Below are 15,440 nucleotides of genomic sequence, written 5' to 3'. Positions count from 1 at the left end.
ACTGGATGGGGGTCAGGCCGGCAGGAAGTAGCCTTCGTCCTGCGACCAGCGGGCGATGACGGCCTGCCCGGGATTGAGAGGGGTGTTCTCGATTTCATGCAGAGAACGCTGCACGCGCAGATCCACGCCGCCGGCGGTTTCGAGAAACACCGTGGCGGATGAGCCGACGACTTCCAGCGTCACTACCCGTGCGTCGATCTCGTTGCCGATGCCCGACCGGGCCGAGGCGATGTCGATGCGGTCGGCCGCCACCACCAGCGTCACCGCCGCACCATCGTGGATTGCCGGTTCCGACGGACGTGGCGCCAGCGCCGCGCCGAACGGTCCCTCGACGCGTAGCGCCCCGTTGCCCGCGCTCGACGCCGTGCCGGAGAACAGGTTGTTGCCGCCGACGAACTCGGCGACGAAACGGTTGGAGGCGCGGCGGTAGATCTCGCGTGGCGCGCCGATCTGCTGCACGCGACCCTCGCTCATGATGACGACGCGGTCCGCCATGGCGAAGGCTTCCGAATGGCTATGCGTCACGCAGACGAAGGTGATGCCGAGCTCCCGATGGAGGCGCACCAGCTCCGACTGCATGCGCACCCGCAAATGCGGATCGAGGGCGGATAACGGCTCGTCGAGCAGCAGCATTTCGGGTTCGAGAGCCAAGGCACGGGCGAGGGCGACGCGCTGCCGCTGGCCGCCGGAGAGCTGGTCGACGCCGCGCTCGGCAAAGCCGGCAATGCCGAGCCGCTCCATCCATTCCATCGCCTTCTTGCGGCGTTCGGCGGCGGGCACCCGGCGCTGCTTGAGGCCGAATTCGACGTTCTTCACCACCGAGAGGAAAGGAAACAGCGCGTAGTTCTGCCAGACCAGGGGGGCATCGCGTTCCCAGGGGGCATCCTCGTTGATGCGCCGGCCCCACAGGCGAATTTCTCCCTCGCTCGGCGTATCGAGCCCGGCGATCATCCGCAGCGTCGTTGTCTTGCCGCAGCCGGAGGGACCCATCAGCGCGATGAACTCGCCTTTTCCGATGGTGAACGACACCTCGGCGACGGCTAGCGTTCCGCCATAGCGCTTGGCGACACGGTCGATCTCCAGCATCGGGCCGGCTTTCGTGGTCGTCATGGCTGGGTTTCCTTGCTGCGACGGCCGTTGCGCCCGAGCAGAATCTGGGCGGCGACGACCAAAGTCATCGATACGGCGAAGACGAGGGCGCCGATGGCGTTGATGCGGGGACTGACCTGTCCCTGGAGCATGGCAAGCACGCGGACCGGCAGCGTCTCGTTCACCCCCGAGACGAACCAGGCGATCATGAACTCGTCGAAGGAGACCGCGGCGGTGAGGAAGATCGAAGCGAGGATCGCCGGCAGGCAGAACGGGATGACGACGCCGGTAATGGTCGACCAGGGCGTCGCGCCGAGGTTCCACGCGGCTCTCTCGATATCGGGATCGAGATCGGCGAGGCGCATGCGGACCAGCGCCATGGCGAAGGGCGCGGCGAGGACGACATGGCCGACGGTGACGCCGGTCAGCGTGCCGGAGAGGCCGATGCGTCCCTCGAAGGTCAGCATCGCGACGCCGAGGATTACCACCGGCACGGTCGGCGGCAGGGCGACGATGGCGGTGTAGGCGGCCTTGCCGAAGAAGCGATACCTGTAGTCGACATAGGCGGCGGCGAAGCCGAGGAAGGTGGCGATTACCGACGTCGCCCCGGCGACGATCAGGCTGTTCACCAGACCACGCTGGACGCTGGCATCGGCGAAGACCGCCTCGTACCACTGGAGGCTGAAGCCACCCCAGGGCAGGCTCGGAAAGCGATCGGCGTTGAAGGAGAAGACGATCGTCGAGATGATCGGCGCGAAGATGAAGGTGAAGACCAGAAAGGTCCAGACGAGGAGCGCCGCCCGGCGCAGCAGGGCCCGGCTCATGGCTTCGCTCCCCTGCGGCCATAGGCGAGGGCGAGCATCGTGCTCATCACCGCCACCAGGGTAAGTATCATGATCACCGCGACCACCGAGGCGCGGGGCCAATGGTTGCCGGACTTTACCTGGTCGGCGATCAGGATCGACAGGGTCGGCGGCTTGGAGCCGCCGAGATAGAGCGGCGCCACATAGTCACCGAAGGCGAGCACGAAGGCGAAGGTCGCCGCGACGACCAACCCGATGCGGGCGGAGGGCACGATCACGGTAAGAATGGTGCGCAGCCGGCCGCAGCCAAGATTGTGCGCTGCCTCGATCAAGGTCTTGGGAACGTTCATCAAAGCGAAGGTTTGCAGCAACACGACGAGCGGAAGCGTCAGCACGAGATAGCCGATCACTGTCCCGGTCGGGCTGTTGAGCACCGAGATGGGGCCGAGGCCCAGCGGGTGCAGCGCGGCGTTGATGATGCCCTGCGGGCTGAAGAAGATCTGCGTCGAGTAGATGCGGACCGGATAGGAGGTGAAGAACGGCACCACCAGCATGAAGACGAGGAAGCGCCGGGTCGCCGGCTGCAGCCGGAACGCCAGCGTATAGGCGGCGGGAAAGGCGATCAGGCTTGCCAACAGCGCGGTGAGGCCGGCGAGCCAGAAGGTGTAGACATAGGCGTTGCGGAAGAAGCCGGCGTTCAGGATGAAGGTCCAGTTGGCGAGCGTCGCATCCGGCGTCAGCCGGAAGCTCTTCACCGACCAGAAGGTCATGGCGACGAGGAAACCGAGCGGCACGACGAAGAATGCCAGCTGCCAGACCAGCGGCGGCAGACCCCAGAAGGCGGCGAAACGCAGCCGGGTCGCCCGGGCCGATGAGGTGACCGGTGAGGCCGACGGCAAGGTCTGGGTGGATCGTGCGTCGGACATAGGGCGAGCGCTCGTGGCGGGGCGTGGTCGGAAGGCGTGACGGGCCGGAGCCGGACGGCGACCGGGAGGCCGCCGTCCGGCATTGGGGCTTACATCGACTTGAATTCCGACCAGACGTCGTTCCATTCCTCGATGGACTGCTTCACCGGGGTCTGGCGGATGTGAATCCTGCCGTCCTTGTACTCATCCATGACGTTGCGCGCGTCGAAGGTATGGCGCAGCGCCTTGGCTTCGGCCGGATGATCCTTGATCAGCAAGTCCCAGCCCTTCTTGTTGGGAATCGAAGCCCAGTAGGACGGCAGAATCGCCGAGCGGGCCTGGCCTTCCGGCGAGGAGGCGTACTGGATGAACGCCTTGGCGAGGTCCTTCTTGGTGGAGGAGGAGACGATGGACATCGATTCCGTCCACTGGATGCCGCCCTCCTTCGGAACGGTGGCCGAGACCGGCACGCCGTTCTTCTGCAGGAGCAGCACCACCCAGTCGCCGACGCCGGGGATCGCCGCTGCGGTGCCGTTGGTCAGCATCGAGAACTGGTCGGCCATCGAGTAGAAGCCCGAGGCCTGCGGCTTCAGCGAGAACAGGGTCTTCTTCAGCTTGTCGAAGGCTTCGGCGGAGATGTCGAAGGGCGCCTTGTTGCCATCATACAGGCTGAGGCAGCCCATGGTCGGCAGGTACCAGTCGAAGAAGCCGAGCTTGCCCTTCAGCTTGTCGTCCCACAGCACCTTGTAGGATTCGACATCCTTCTCGCTGAGCACGTCGGTCCGATAGGCGATGCCGAGATAGCCGAAGCGGATCAGTACCGAGTAAAGGCTCTCGTTCACCCAGTGCGGGCCGAACTTCTGGAACTCCGGCCAGTAGTCGGCGAGCGGGTAGTCGGCCGGGTCCATCTTGTCGATGAGGCTGCTCTGGGCGAGCATGCCGATATATTCGGCATCCGCCAGCACTACGTCGAACGTGCCGGGAGGCGACTGGTTCATCAGCGCCAGCATCGGCTCGCCGCCGACATATTCCTTGGCGACGACCTTGCAGCCGTACTTCTCCTCGAAGGGCTTCACGAAGGCCGGATCGCCATGGCCGGGCCAGCAGAGCAGGTTCAGCACCTTGTCCTGCGCATAGGCGGTCTCCGGCACGGCCGAGGCGCCGATGGCGGCGGCGCCGGCCAGCGCGCTGGCGCCCTGCATGAAGCGGCGGCGATTGAGCGGATGAAGCAGCGCGCGGAAGTCCGTGATCTTGTCGTCGAACTCGTTCATTGACGATGGCTCCGTCGGGAAGGTTGTTTGAAGGTATTGGCCGGCCTTTTCCGCAGCCGGCATGGGCGCAGGCGTCGGCACGTCACTGGAAGGCGTTGAACCCCGGCGAGGCGACCCACTCGTCCAGCACCTCGCGCGCCTCGGTGGCGAGCAGGCGTTCGGCGGGGAGAGCGCGGTCGTGGAGGTCGGCGCGAACCGCCTGCGTCAGGGGCTCGAGGTCGAAGCCGACCTCGGTGCAGTCCTTGAGCGTGTTCGCGTAGTACATGCGCGAGATCTTCGCCCAGAACATCGAGGCGACGCACATCTCGCAGGGTTCGCAGGTGGTGTAGAGATCGCAGCCGGAGAGATCCCAGGTCTTCAGGCGGCGGCCGGCATCGCGGATGGCCTCCACCTCGCCATGCGAGGTGGCGTCGTGATTATTGACGACGTTGTTCACCCCTTCGCCGACGATCTCGCCATCCTTGACGATGACGCAGCCGAACGGCGCCGAGCCGTCGGCGCGCATCTTGTCCCGGCTGATCTCGATGGCGCGGCGCATGAAGATTTCGGGCGTGCTCATGACAGGTGCTCGCTTTGGGGAGGACGCAGGGCGGGAGGCAGGAGGTCGCTGGCCGGGCGCAGCCGTTCCACGGCGCTGGCGAGCCTGATCACATCGGCCTCGCCCAATGTCCGGCCGACGATTTGCAGGCCGACCGGCATGCCGGCGGCATCGAGACCGGCGCAGACGCTGGCGGCGGGCTGGCCCGTGAGGTTGAACGGGTAGGTGTAGAAGACCCAGCTCACCAGATTGCGGTCGGAAAGATGCGCGGGCATGTCGAGGCCGGCATCGAGCGAGGCGACCGGCAGCACCGGCGAGAGCAGGGCGTCGTAGCGCTCGAAGAACCGGCGCATCTCGTCCCGCAGCGCGTAGCGCTTGAACACCGTCTCGTAATAGGCGCGCATCTCCTGCCCGAGCGCGGCTTCCAGCACCACGGCGACGGACGGATCGAGCAAATCGCGCTGGTTCTCGATGACGCTGCGCAGGCGGGTGCCGACGCCGGCATAGAACTCGGCGATCCACAGATCGGCCGGGTCGGTCTCGAAGACGCTCCCGACCTCCTCGACGACGGCGCCGAGATCGGCGAGGCGCCGGGCTGCCGCCTCGGTCACGCGCAGCACCTCGGCATCCGGGCGGGCATAGCCCAGCGTCGGGCTCCAGGCGATGCGCATGCCCTCGATGGAGGCGCCGATGGCGGCCTCGACATCCGGCACCGGGCCGGCGACGCTGAAGGGATCGCGCGCGTCATAGCCGGCGATGGCGGCGAACATGAGCGCGGCATCGGCGATGTCGCGGGCGATCGGCCCGACATGGGCGAGGGTGGGCGTCGCCGAGACCGGCCACACCGGCACCCGGCCGAACTGCCCCTTGAGGCCGGCGAGGCCGGAAAAGGCGCAGGGAATGCGGATCGAGCCGCCGCCATCGGTGCCGAGCGCGAAGGGGGTGATGCCGGCCGCCACCGAGGCGGCAGCCCCGGCGCTGGAGCCGCCCGGCGTCTTTTCGAGGTTCCACGGGTTGCGGGTGATGCCGGTCAGCGGGCTGTCGCCGACCGGCTTGCAGCCGAACTCGCTGGTGGTGGTCTTGCCGATGAGGATGGCGCCCGCCGCCCTGGCACGCTGCACCGCCGGTGCATCGACCTGGGCGATATTGTCCGCCATGGCGCGCGAGCCGGAGGCATAGGGCGCGCCCTTCACTGCCATCAGGTCCTTGGCCGAGAACGGCACGCCGTGCAGCGGGCCGAGCGCGTCGCCGCGCAGGACCGTCTCCTCCGCCGCCCGCGCCGCGGCCATCGCCTCCTCCTCGAAGATGAGGAAGAAGGCGTTGAGGCTGTCCTGCGTCGCCCGCGCGGCGTCGAGCGCGGCGCGGGTGAGTTCCACCGGCGAGAGCTCGCGCCGCGCGATACGGTCGCGCGTCTCGCGGGCGCTCAGATGGGCAAAGGGAGCATGTGCTAGCAAACAGGACATCATCACCGACTTGAAGAGCAAGAACGATGCCGGACGGCACGCCGCCCGGCCGGCGTTCAGTTCACGATGGCGAAAGCGCGCACCGGCGAGCCGGAGCCGCCCTTGAACTTCAGCGGCGCGCCGAAGAACTGGAACTCGCCCTTGCCGATCAGCTCTTCCAGATTGACCAGCCACTCCCAGTGGCTGATGCCGAGCTCGCGGCACAGGCGGTGCTGGGCGAAGATGTCGTCGCTGGGCTTGTCGGTGGAAGGGCCTTCGACGCCGTGCATCTTCGAGCCGCGGTCATAAAGCCAGCGCGTCGCCTCGACGGTGAGCAGCGGGTTCTTCCACACCGAATCCAGCGTCGGGTAGTTGCGGGCGTGGAAGCCGGTGCACAAAAGCACGATGTGGCCGTCCACCTTCACGCCGGCCTTCTCCTCGGCCACCTGCATGTCCTCGGCGGTGATGTCGCCGAGATCGGGGATGTGCCGCAGATCGAAGCACACCGCCTTGCCCATGAACATCTCGAGCGGCATCTCGTCGATCGGCGCGCCATCCGGCTTCACATGGCGGAAGGCATCGACATGGGTGCCGACATGGTCGAGCATGGCGATGAAGTTGGTCTGGAAGGTCATGGCGTCGCCCGGCACGCCGAGGCCGAACGCCGCCGAGCGCTCATGGCTCAGATGGGTGGTGATGACCGGCCGCTGGAACAGCTTGTGGGCCGGCATGTTGTCCTCGATGAGCAGGCTCAGGTCGATGACGCGGGACATGTTCGCTCCTTGAACGGTTAGGAAAGGCGGCGCCGTGCGGGCGCCTCAGGCGGAGGATTTCTTCTTGCCGAGGAAGGCTTCCATCACCTCGGGATCGCGCGCGATTTCCGCGCTCGGCCCGTGCCGCACCACGTGGCCGTTGGCGATCACATAGGCATGGTCGGCGATGGCGAGCGCATGCGCGGCCAGCTGCTCGACCAGCAGGATCGACAGGCCCTGCCGGTTGAGCTCGGCGAGCACGGCCATCAGCTGGTCGACGATCTTCGGCGCCAGGCCGAGGGAGAGTTCGTCGATGATCAGCAATTCGGGCTCGCCCATCAGGCCGCGGGCGATGGCGAGCATCTGCTGCTCGCCGCCGGACATCGAGCCGGCCTGCTGGGCGAGCCGTTCCCTGAGGCGCGGGAACAGGGTGAGGACCTTCTCCAGCGTCTCCCGCGCGCGGGCACCCTTGAGGCCGCCATGCGCATAGGCGCCGAGGATCAGATTGTCCTCGACGCTCTGGTCGGGGAACAGCAGTCGCCCCTCCGGCACCATGACCAGGCCGCGCCGCACCTTGCGGTTGGCCGGCAGCGAGGTGGTGTCCTCGCCGCGAAAGAACACCCGTCCCTTCGAGGGGCGCACCAGACCGCTGGCGCCGCGCACCATGGAGGACTTGCCGGCGCCGTTATTGCCGATCACCGCCACCAGCTGCCCGCGCTTCACGCTGAGCGAGATGTCGCGCACCGCGACGGCGGCGCCGTAGCGCAGCTCGAGATTGCGGATGTCGAGGAGGGGGGCGTCGGTCGCGCTGTCGGTGACGTTCATGCCGAAGCCTCCGCGGTGGCGCCATGGCCCGAGGTGCCGAAATACGCCTCGACGACGCGCGGGTCCGCCTGCACCACGGAAGGCGTGTCGCTGGCGATCACCTGGCCGTAATCGAGGACGGTCACGGTGTCGGCGACCGCCATGATCAGCTCGACATGGTGCTCGATGAGCAGCACGCTGACGCCGAGGCCGGCGATCTTGCGGATCATCGCCTCGAGCGCGTCGATCTCCTGGGTGGTCAGGCCGGCGGCGGGCTCGTCGAGCAGCAGCAGGCGCGGCCCGGCGGCGAGCGCGCGGGCGATCTCCAGCCGGCGCTGCAGGCCGAAGGGCAGGAAGCGGGCCTGCTCGTTCGCATAGGCCTCGAGCCCGACGAAGGCGAGCAGCCCGGCCGCCGTCCGGCGGCAGCGGGTCTCCTCGCGGCGCATCGCCGGCGTGTGCAGCACCGCCGCGGCGATGCCGTAGCCGAGGCGCTGCTGGTAGCCGACCATCACGTTCTCCAGCACGGTCATTTCGCCGAACAGCTCGGTGTTCTGGAAGGTGCGGGCGAGGCCGACGCGCGCGATCTCATGGGAGGACAGGCCGGTGAGCTGGACGCCGTCGAGTTCGCAGGCGCCGGAGGTCGGCCGGTAGAAGCCGGAAATGGTGTTGACGAAGGTCGACTTGCCGGCGCCGTTCGGCCCGATCAGCGCGTGGATCTCGCCAGGCTTCACCCGCAGCGAGGCGGAGGCGAGCGCGGTGAGGCCGCCAAAGCGCACCGTGAGGTCACGCGCCACCAGCTCGGCATGCGGCCGGCTCGCGTCCGGCGCCAGCGTGACCTCGGCCGGCAACCCAGCCTCCAGGGGTGCGGCCTTCGCCGCCGGGCGCAGGCGCGCGGCGAGCGCGCCCAGCGAGCCCATGATGCCGCGCGGCAGCACGAACATCACCACGAGCAGCAGCGCGCCATAGGCGAATTTCTGCCAGACCGCGAATTCCTGAAGGTATTCCGGCAGATAGGTGAGGATGTAGGCGCCGATCACCGGGCCAAAGGTCGAGGCCGCGCCGCCCAGGATCACCATCAGCAGGAAGCGCACGCTGTCGGTGAAAGTGAAGATGTCGGGCGAGATATAGGCGTTGAGGAAGGCATAGTAGGTGCCGGCGATGCCCGACGTCACCGCCGCGACCACGAAGGCGAGGGTGCGCAGGGCGGTGGGGTTAAGCCCCAGCGCCCGCGCCGCCGTCTCGCTCTGTGCGATCGCCAGCATGGCGCGGCCGTAGCGCGAGTTCTTCAGGTGATGGGTGGCCAGCACCAGCAGGAACAGCGACACCGCCAGCACGCCGTAATAGGCATAGCCCGACAACGCGACGCCGAAGGCGTTAGGGGCGGGAATGGAGGTGATACCCGTCGTGCCGCCGGTGAGCGACTGCCATTCGATGGCGACGTTCTCGACGATCAGGCCGAAGGCAATGGTGACGACGGCGAGATAGACGCCGCGCACCCGCACGGTGGGATAGGCCAGCAGCACGCCGAACAGGCCGGCGACGATGGCGGCGATCAGGCCGGAGCTGATCATGTCGAAGCCGAGCCGCGTCGCCACGATGGCGCCGGTATAGGAGCCGAGCGCGAACAGCCCCGCCTGGCCGAGCGAGACCAGCCCGGCGAGCCCGACCAGCACGTTGAGCCCGACGGCGATGATCGCGTAGATCAGGAACAGCATGAACAGCCGCAGCTCGTACTCGTTGCCCGAGGCGAGCGGCACGGCGACGAGGATCGCCGCCAGCAGCAGGAAGCCGATTGCGTGGAGGCGGCTCATACCTTGGCCACCTCGCGCTTGCCGAACAGGCCCTGCGGGAAGACGAGCAGCACCACGATCATCAGCGAGAAGCCGACGATCTCGCGTGCCGCGGTGGAGATGTAGCCCTCGACGAATTTCTCGATCACGCCATAGGCGAGGCCGGTGAGCACCACGCCCGGCGCCGAGGTGATGCCGCCCATGATGGCGACCGCGAAGCCCTTGAGCCCCGGCAGCACGCCCATGGTGGCGGAGGCCTGCACCACCGGCGCGATCAGCACGCCCGCCGCCGCGCCGGTGAGGCTCGCCAGCGCGAAGGAAAAGGCGATGACCAGATTGACGTCGATGCCCATCAGCGCCGCGGCGTTCTTGTTGTGGGCGACGGCCTGCATGGCGCGGCCGATCAGCGTGTGGCGCTGGAGCAGGCGCAGCCCGGCCATGGCGATCACCGCGATGACGGGGATGACCAGTTCCTGCGGGTAGAGGCCGGCGCCGAAGACCTGCACCGAGCCGGCGACGCCGGGCGAGGGCAGGGGGAGCGCATAGCCCTGGGTTTCGATCGTCGCCAGGCTCTCGACCATGATGCCGACGGCGATGGTGGTCAGCATCCAGCCGATGGAGTTTGCCTGCCCGGCAAAGGGACGGACGGCAAGACGCTCGAGAACGAAGCCGAAGGCGCCTCCGGCCAGGATCGCCAGCCCGCAGGCGAGGACGAGCGACCATCCGCTCGCCACCAGATAGGCGGCCATGAGGCCGCCGATCATCAGCGTGTCGCCATGGGCGAAATTCACCGCGCGGGCGGCGGACCACATGATGTGGAAGCCGAGGGCGACCAGCGCGTAGATGCCGCCGATCGCCAGCCCGGAGAAGATGTATTGCGCCACGGTCGACATATGCCGGGGTCCTCGCATCGTGCCGGTGAGAAGGACGGCGGCGGTGCGCCGCCGTCCCCGGTTCACTTGTCGTAGGGCGAGCCCTTGAAGGGGATCAGCTTGCCGTCGTGCCACACCGCGAGCAGGTAGTTCTCCGGCAGCAGGGCGTCGTTCCGCTCGGGGTCGGACTTGTCGAAGGCCGGCTTGTAGGGCGCCACCAGGCCGTCGCGATTGACCTCGTAGAGCGCCTTCTGGACCTTCGCCCAGTCGAAGGCTCCGGCGATCTTGATGGCATCGGCGAGGATGTAGACGGCGTCATAGGCATCGGCGATGCCGGATGCCGCCTTGATCGCCGAGGGATCGTTCAGGCCGTATTTGGCGGCCAGCGTCGCGAGCATCTTCTTGCCCGTCTCGCTCTGCGGCGTGAGGAAGGAATAGGTCTGCATGACGCGCACGCCATTGGCGAGCGGGCCGGCGAGCTCGCCGAGATTGCCGCTGATGCCCCAGGCGCCGATGACGGCCGGCTTGTAGCCGATCTTGTCCATGGCGCGCAGGACCTGGTTGCCTTCGCGGTCGAGCGACCAGATCATCACCACTTCCGCGCCGGCATCGCGGGCGCGGATGACCTGCGGGGACATGTCCTGGTCGTTCCAGTTGAAGGTCTCCGCCGCGACGAGTTCCTTGCCGCGCGCGGCCATCGCCGCCTTGATGTCCGGGAGCGCGCCGTTGCCCCAGCCGGTGTTCTCGTAGAAGAACGCGATCTTGCCGTCCTTCGAGACCTTAAGCGCCTCGTCGACGAGGAAGCGGGCGACCCATTTGTCCTTGGCGGAGACGCGGAACATGAAGTTCGGGTCGCGCCCGTTCTCCACCGCCTTGGTGTTGGCCGCCCACACGCCCATGTAGGGGATGCCGATCTCGTGCACCGGCTCGACCTGCGCCACCGCGACGGTGGAATGGAAGCCGCCCAGCACCGCGATGCACTTGTCGGCCAGCGCGATGCGCCTCGTGTTGTCGACGCCGCGCGGCGGCGCGCCAGCGTCGTCATACTGCACCAGCCGCAGCTTCTGGCCGAGCACGCCGCCGGCCTCGTTGATCTCGTCAATGGCGATCTGCGCGCCCATCTTGATGGCCTGCCCGGAAAACGCGGCCGGGCCGGTGACGGCGGCCGAGTTGCCGATGCAGGGCTGCTGCTGGGCGTGTGCCACCGAGCTCAAAAGGCCGAACGCCACCGTCGCCGCCAGAAGCTGGCTGCGCATAAGTCCCTTGGAAGACATGTTTATTTCTCCTGTCGTGGCCAGGATGAACGGATGGGGTGGGCGTGTGGGCCCGTTACTGTCGGGTACGAAGCGAGGCTACGTATAAGTGTGGCCTATCGACAAAGATGATTTTCCAATCGGTGATATAGGCAATAACTATTGCAATGAATTATAGGCAATTCATATGACTCTATGATTCATGTATCTTATTGTTTTTACTTAATAAATTGAAAGCTAGTGTCAATAGTTTGTGCATATGGACTATTTTTTAGTCATTTGACATTTGGCCTTTGCGCGGCAGAGTTGGCGATGAAAGGCCTGTCCATGGATCTGCGTCAGCTCAAATATTTCGTTCAGATTGCCGAAAGCGGAAATTTCTCGCGTGCCGCCGAGGTGCTGCGCATCGCGCAACCCTCGCTCAGCCAGCAGATGAAGAATCTGGAGGAGGAACTCGGGGTCGAGCTGCTGCTGCGCCATGCCCGCGGCGTGACGCCGACCGAGATCGGGCAGCAGCTCTACGACCACGCGCGGCGCATCCTCGAGGAGGTCGAGCGCACACGCGACGTCGTGCGCTCGCAATCGCAGACTCCGTCCGGGCGGGTCTCGGTGGGGTTGCCCACCTCGGCGTGCCGCGGCCTGTCCCTGCCGCTGATCACCGCCATGGCGGAGCGCCAGCCGAACATCACGCTGCACATCGTCGAAGCGATGACCGGCTATCTGGACGACTTCATCCAGCTGGGGCGGCTGGACGTCGCCCTGCTCTACGACCACAAGGCCTTCGAGCATGTGGCGTGGACCGAGATGATGGTGGAGGACCTGATGCTGTTCGTGCCGCCGGATCATCCGGTGGCGGCGCTCGGCAGCATCTCCTTCCGCGATATGTTCGCGCTTCCCATCGTGCTGCCCGGCGCGCCCAATGTGATGCGCACGGTGATCGAGCAGTTCGCCGCCCGCCACGATGTGGTGCCCAACGCCATGGCCTGTGACAGCCTTCCCGCCATCGCCCGCATGGTGCGTGCCCGCAAGGCGCTGGCGGTGATGCCGCATTTCGCCTTTTCCGACGAGATGGAGCGCGGCGAGATGGTCGCCGTGCCGATCGTCGATCCCACCCCGTCCTGGCGGCTGTCGGTCGTGGTCTCGCAGCGCACGATGAACCCGCGCGGCAGCGAGGCGGTGGCCAAGGTCATGGCCGACGTGATCGCCGAAATGGTGGGGGCGGGCGTCTGGCTGGCCCGGCTCCGGGGCGACCGGGCACGCCCTGACACGCTGCGTACCGCCACACGCTGATGCCTGCACACGCTGATGCCTGATTGCGAGGAGACCGAGAGATGGACCTGATCGTAGCCAATGCGCGACTGCCGGACGAGCCGGAGCGGCTGGTCGACATCGGTATCGCCGAGGGGCGCTTCGTGGCGATCGCGGCGGGGCTGTCCGGCGATGCCGAGCGGCTGGACGTGCAAGGCCGGCTGGTCGCCCCCGGATTCGTCGAGACGCATATCCACCTCGACAAGTCCTGCATTCTGGAGCGCTGCCAGTCGGCGCGCGGCGATCTGACCGAGGCCATCGCCGAGGTCGCCCGGGTGAAGCGCGACTTTACCGCCGAGGACGTCTTCGCGCGGGCCAGCCGCACGGTGGAGAAGTGCATCGCCCAGGGCACGACGCAGATGCGTACCCATCTGGAGGTCGATCCCGGCATCGGCCTGCGCAGCCTCGAGGGCGTGCTCGCCGTGCGCGACGCCTATCGCTGGGCGATCGACATCGAGATCTGCGTGTTTCCGCAGGAAGGGCTGCTCAACAATCCCGGCACCGACGAACTGATGGTCGCGGCGCTGAAGGGCGGCGCCACCTGCGTCGGCGCGGCGCCCTACACCGACAGCGATCCGCACGGCCAGATCGACCGGGTGTTCGAGATGGCGCGGGAATTTGATGTCGATATCGACATGCATCTCGACTTCGGCACCGATACCGCCTGGCTCGATCTCGAGCATGTGTGCGATTGCGCGACGCGCTTCGGCTGGGGCGGGCGCACGGCGATCGGGCATGTCACCAAGCTCGCCTATGTGGAGCCGGCGCGGCGGGCCGAGATCGCCCGGCGCATGGGCGATGCCGGGGTGGCGCTGACGGTGCTGCCCTCGACCGACCTGTTCCTGATGGGGCGCGACCGCGACCACGCCAAGACCCGCGGCGTGGCGGAGGCGCACGAGTTTTTGCGCCACGGCGTCAATTGCTCGCTGTCGACCAACAACGTGCTCAACCCCTTCACGCCTTTCGGCGACTGCTCGCTGGTGCGGATGGCGAATCTGAACGCCAACATCTGCCATGTCGGCTCGGCGCACGACATGGGCGAATGCTTCCACATGGTGACCAGCCGCTCGGCCCGGCTGCTGAACCTGGACGGCTACGGCATCGCGGTCGGGAACCCGGCGGATTTCGTCGTCCTCGACGCCGCCAGTCCGCAGGCTGCCGTTGCCGAGCTGGCTCCGGTGCTTGACGGCTTCAAGCGCGGGCGCCGGACGCTCACCCGCAAGCCGGCCGAACTCCATTTCCCCGATGGAGCGCGCCATGCCGCCCGCTGAGGCACAGGCGACCGGCGCCTTCTGCCGGCCGAACAACGTCACCGCCACGGGAGCGACAGACGGGCCGCTTGCCGGCCTGAGCTTCGTCGCCAAGGACATGTTCGACATTGCGGGTTCGGTCACCGGCAACGGCAACCCGGACTGGCTACGTACCCACGAACCGGCGCCCCGCCATGCCTGGGCCGTGGCGCGGCTGCTGGATGCCGGTGCGGAGCTGGTCGGCCGGACGGTCTGCGACGAGCTCTGCTACTCGCTGACCGGCGAGAACACGTATTACGGCGCGCCATTGAACCCGGCCGCGCCCGACCGGGTGTCCGGCGGCTCCTCCTCGGGCTCGGCCAGCGCGGTGGCGGCCGGGCTGGCGGATATCGGCCTCGGCTCGGATTGCGGCGGATCGATCCGGGTGCCGGCGAGCTATTGCGGCCTTTTCGGTTTTCGCCCGAGCCATGGCGCGATCCCGCTCGACGGCTGCGCGCCGTTCGCTCCCAGTTTCGACAGCGTCGGCTGGATGGCGCGGGACGCCTCGACATTGCTGCGGGCTGGCGAGGCGCTGCTGGGGGCCGCATCGGGGCAGGAACTGGCGCCGCCCCGCCTGCTCAAGCCGCGCGAGGCGCTGGAGGCGCTGGCACCGGATGTCGCCGGCGCCCTGGAGCCGGCTTTCCACCTGGTGGAGGAACTGCTGGGGCCGGCCGAGACGATCGAGATCGCTCCCGAGGGGCTGTCCGCCTGGTCGGCGACCTTCCGGACGCTGCAGGCCGCCGAAATCTGGAGCTCCCTCGGCGGCTGGATCGAGGACACGCAACCGCGATTTGGCCCGGGGGTCGAGGAACGCTTCAGGCTCGCCGGCACGGTGGAGCAGGAAGCGGTGGCGACCGCCACAATCGAACGGGCGCGGATCGTCGACGCGTTGCGGCGGCTCATCGTGCCCGGCACTTTTCTGGTGCTGCCGACCGTTCCACGCATCGCGCCGCTGAAGGGGCTGCCGGTGGCAGAGGTCGAGGTCGCCTATCGGCACCTGGCCATGAACCTGCTGTGCATCGCCGGGCTTGCCGGCCTGCCGCAGGTCTCGCTGCCACTGGCGCGCCACGAGGGATGCCCGCTGGGGGTGTCGCTGGTGGGCGCCGCGGGCTCCGACCTGTCCCTGCTCGGGATCGCGCAGCGGATCGACCGGCATCGGCACGTCGAGAACGTGCCGGGCTGAGGGAGGCGCGCGAGGTGAGGCGCGCGATGCGGCATTGGCGGCGTGGCCAGATAATAGCTGGCTTATAAAGCCGGCTCTTTGCGGGATGCTTCCGCGAGATCCAGAAGCGGCTCCAGCCGCGCGGGCGATGCAGGCGATCTG

Annotated in this window: 14 protein-coding genes; 3 read left to right on the top strand and 11 right to left on the bottom strand. The window is 67.4% G+C overall.

Features of this window, described 5'->3' with window-relative positions; genetic code table 11:
- Positions 1-12: 12 nt before the first annotated feature.
- The 11 genes from KHC24_RS14295 to KHC24_RS14245 all read right to left on the bottom strand — a co-directional run bounded on the left by KHC24_RS14295 (position 13) and on the right by KHC24_RS14245 (position 11,540).
- Complete coding sequence (locus tag KHC24_RS14295; protein WP_213363985.1) at positions 13-1,110, bottom strand: ABC transporter ATP-binding protein; 1,098 nt, start codon at positions 1,108-1,110, stop codon at positions 13-15.
- Positions 1,107-1,913, bottom strand: coding sequence for an ABC transporter permease (locus KHC24_RS14290; RefSeq protein ID WP_213363984.1), 807 nt, complete (start codon positions 1,911-1,913; stop codon positions 1,107-1,109). The genes KHC24_RS14295 and KHC24_RS14290 overlap by 4 nt, the downstream gene beginning before the upstream one ends.
- Complete coding sequence (locus KHC24_RS14285) at positions 1,910-2,818, bottom strand: ABC transporter permease (RefSeq protein ID WP_213363983.1); 909 nt, start codon at positions 2,816-2,818, stop codon at positions 1,910-1,912. The genes KHC24_RS14290 and KHC24_RS14285 overlap by 4 nt, the downstream gene beginning before the upstream one ends.
- A gap of 89 nt (positions 2,819-2,907) precedes the next feature.
- Positions 2,908-4,068 carry an ABC transporter substrate-binding protein gene (locus KHC24_RS14280; protein WP_213363982.1) on the bottom strand — a complete coding sequence of 387 codons (1,161 nt, stop codon included), beginning with the start codon at positions 4,066-4,068 and terminating at the stop codon, positions 2,908-2,910.
- A gap of 82 nt (positions 4,069-4,150) precedes the next feature.
- Positions 4,151-4,627: a nucleoside deaminase gene (locus tag KHC24_RS14275; protein WP_213363981.1), complete on the bottom strand. Its 477-nt coding sequence runs from the start codon at positions 4,625-4,627 to the stop codon at positions 4,151-4,153.
- Entirely contained in the window at positions 4,624-6,060 is a 1,437-nt protein-coding gene (locus tag KHC24_RS14270; protein WP_373878569.1) for an amidase, read from the bottom strand. Before KHC24_RS14270 ends, KHC24_RS14275 begins: the two co-directional genes overlap by 4 nt.
- Positions 6,061-6,125: 65 nt before the next feature.
- On the bottom strand, positions 6,126-6,821 hold the full coding sequence (locus KHC24_RS14265) for a cyclase family protein (protein WP_213363980.1): 696 nt from the start codon (positions 6,819-6,821) through the stop codon (positions 6,126-6,128).
- A gap of 45 nt (positions 6,822-6,866) precedes the next feature.
- Positions 6,867-7,625 (bottom strand): ABC transporter ATP-binding protein, encoded by a 759-nt coding sequence (locus KHC24_RS14260; RefSeq protein ID WP_213363979.1) that lies wholly within the window; start codon positions 7,623-7,625, stop codon positions 6,867-6,869.
- Positions 7,622-9,415, bottom strand: coding sequence for a branched-chain amino acid ABC transporter ATP-binding protein/permease (locus KHC24_RS14255; protein WP_213363978.1), 1,794 nt, complete (start codon positions 9,413-9,415; stop codon positions 7,622-7,624). Before KHC24_RS14255 ends, KHC24_RS14260 begins: the two co-directional genes overlap by 4 nt.
- Positions 9,412-10,287, bottom strand: coding sequence for a branched-chain amino acid ABC transporter permease (locus KHC24_RS14250; protein ID WP_213363977.1), 876 nt, complete (start codon positions 10,285-10,287; stop codon positions 9,412-9,414). Before KHC24_RS14250 ends, KHC24_RS14255 begins: the two co-directional genes overlap by 4 nt.
- Positions 10,288-10,349: 62 nt before the next feature.
- Positions 10,350-11,540: an ABC transporter substrate-binding protein gene (locus KHC24_RS14245; RefSeq protein ID WP_213363976.1), complete on the bottom strand. Its 1,191-nt coding sequence runs from the start codon at positions 11,538-11,540 to the stop codon at positions 10,350-10,352.
- Between the two features lie 306 nt (positions 11,541-11,846).
- Between KHC24_RS14245 and KHC24_RS14240 the strand changes: the two genes are divergently transcribed.
- The 3 genes from KHC24_RS14240 to KHC24_RS14230 are packed head-to-tail and all read left to right on the top strand — an operon-like array spanning position 11,847 to position 15,299.
- Positions 11,847-12,809 carry a LysR family transcriptional regulator gene (locus KHC24_RS14240; protein WP_213364277.1) on the top strand — a complete coding sequence of 321 codons (963 nt, stop codon included), beginning with the start codon at positions 11,847-11,849 and terminating at the stop codon, positions 12,807-12,809.
- Between the two features lie 41 nt (positions 12,810-12,850).
- Complete coding sequence (locus tag KHC24_RS14235; protein ID WP_213363975.1) at positions 12,851-14,098, top strand: amidohydrolase family protein; 1,248 nt, start codon at positions 12,851-12,853, stop codon at positions 14,096-14,098.
- Positions 14,085-15,299 carry an amidase gene (locus KHC24_RS14230; RefSeq protein ID WP_213363974.1) on the top strand — a complete coding sequence of 405 codons (1,215 nt, stop codon included), beginning with the start codon at positions 14,085-14,087 and terminating at the stop codon, positions 15,297-15,299. The genes KHC24_RS14235 and KHC24_RS14230 overlap by 14 nt, the downstream gene beginning before the upstream one ends.
- Positions 15,300-15,440: the final 141 nt, after the last annotated feature.

The sequence above is a fragment of the Ancylobacter defluvii genome, from assembly GCF_018390605.1.
Classification (GTDB): domain Bacteria; phylum Pseudomonadota; class Alphaproteobacteria; order Rhizobiales; family Xanthobacteraceae; genus Ancylobacter; species Ancylobacter defluvii.
This window is presented reverse-complemented; position numbering and strand designations above follow the sequence as displayed.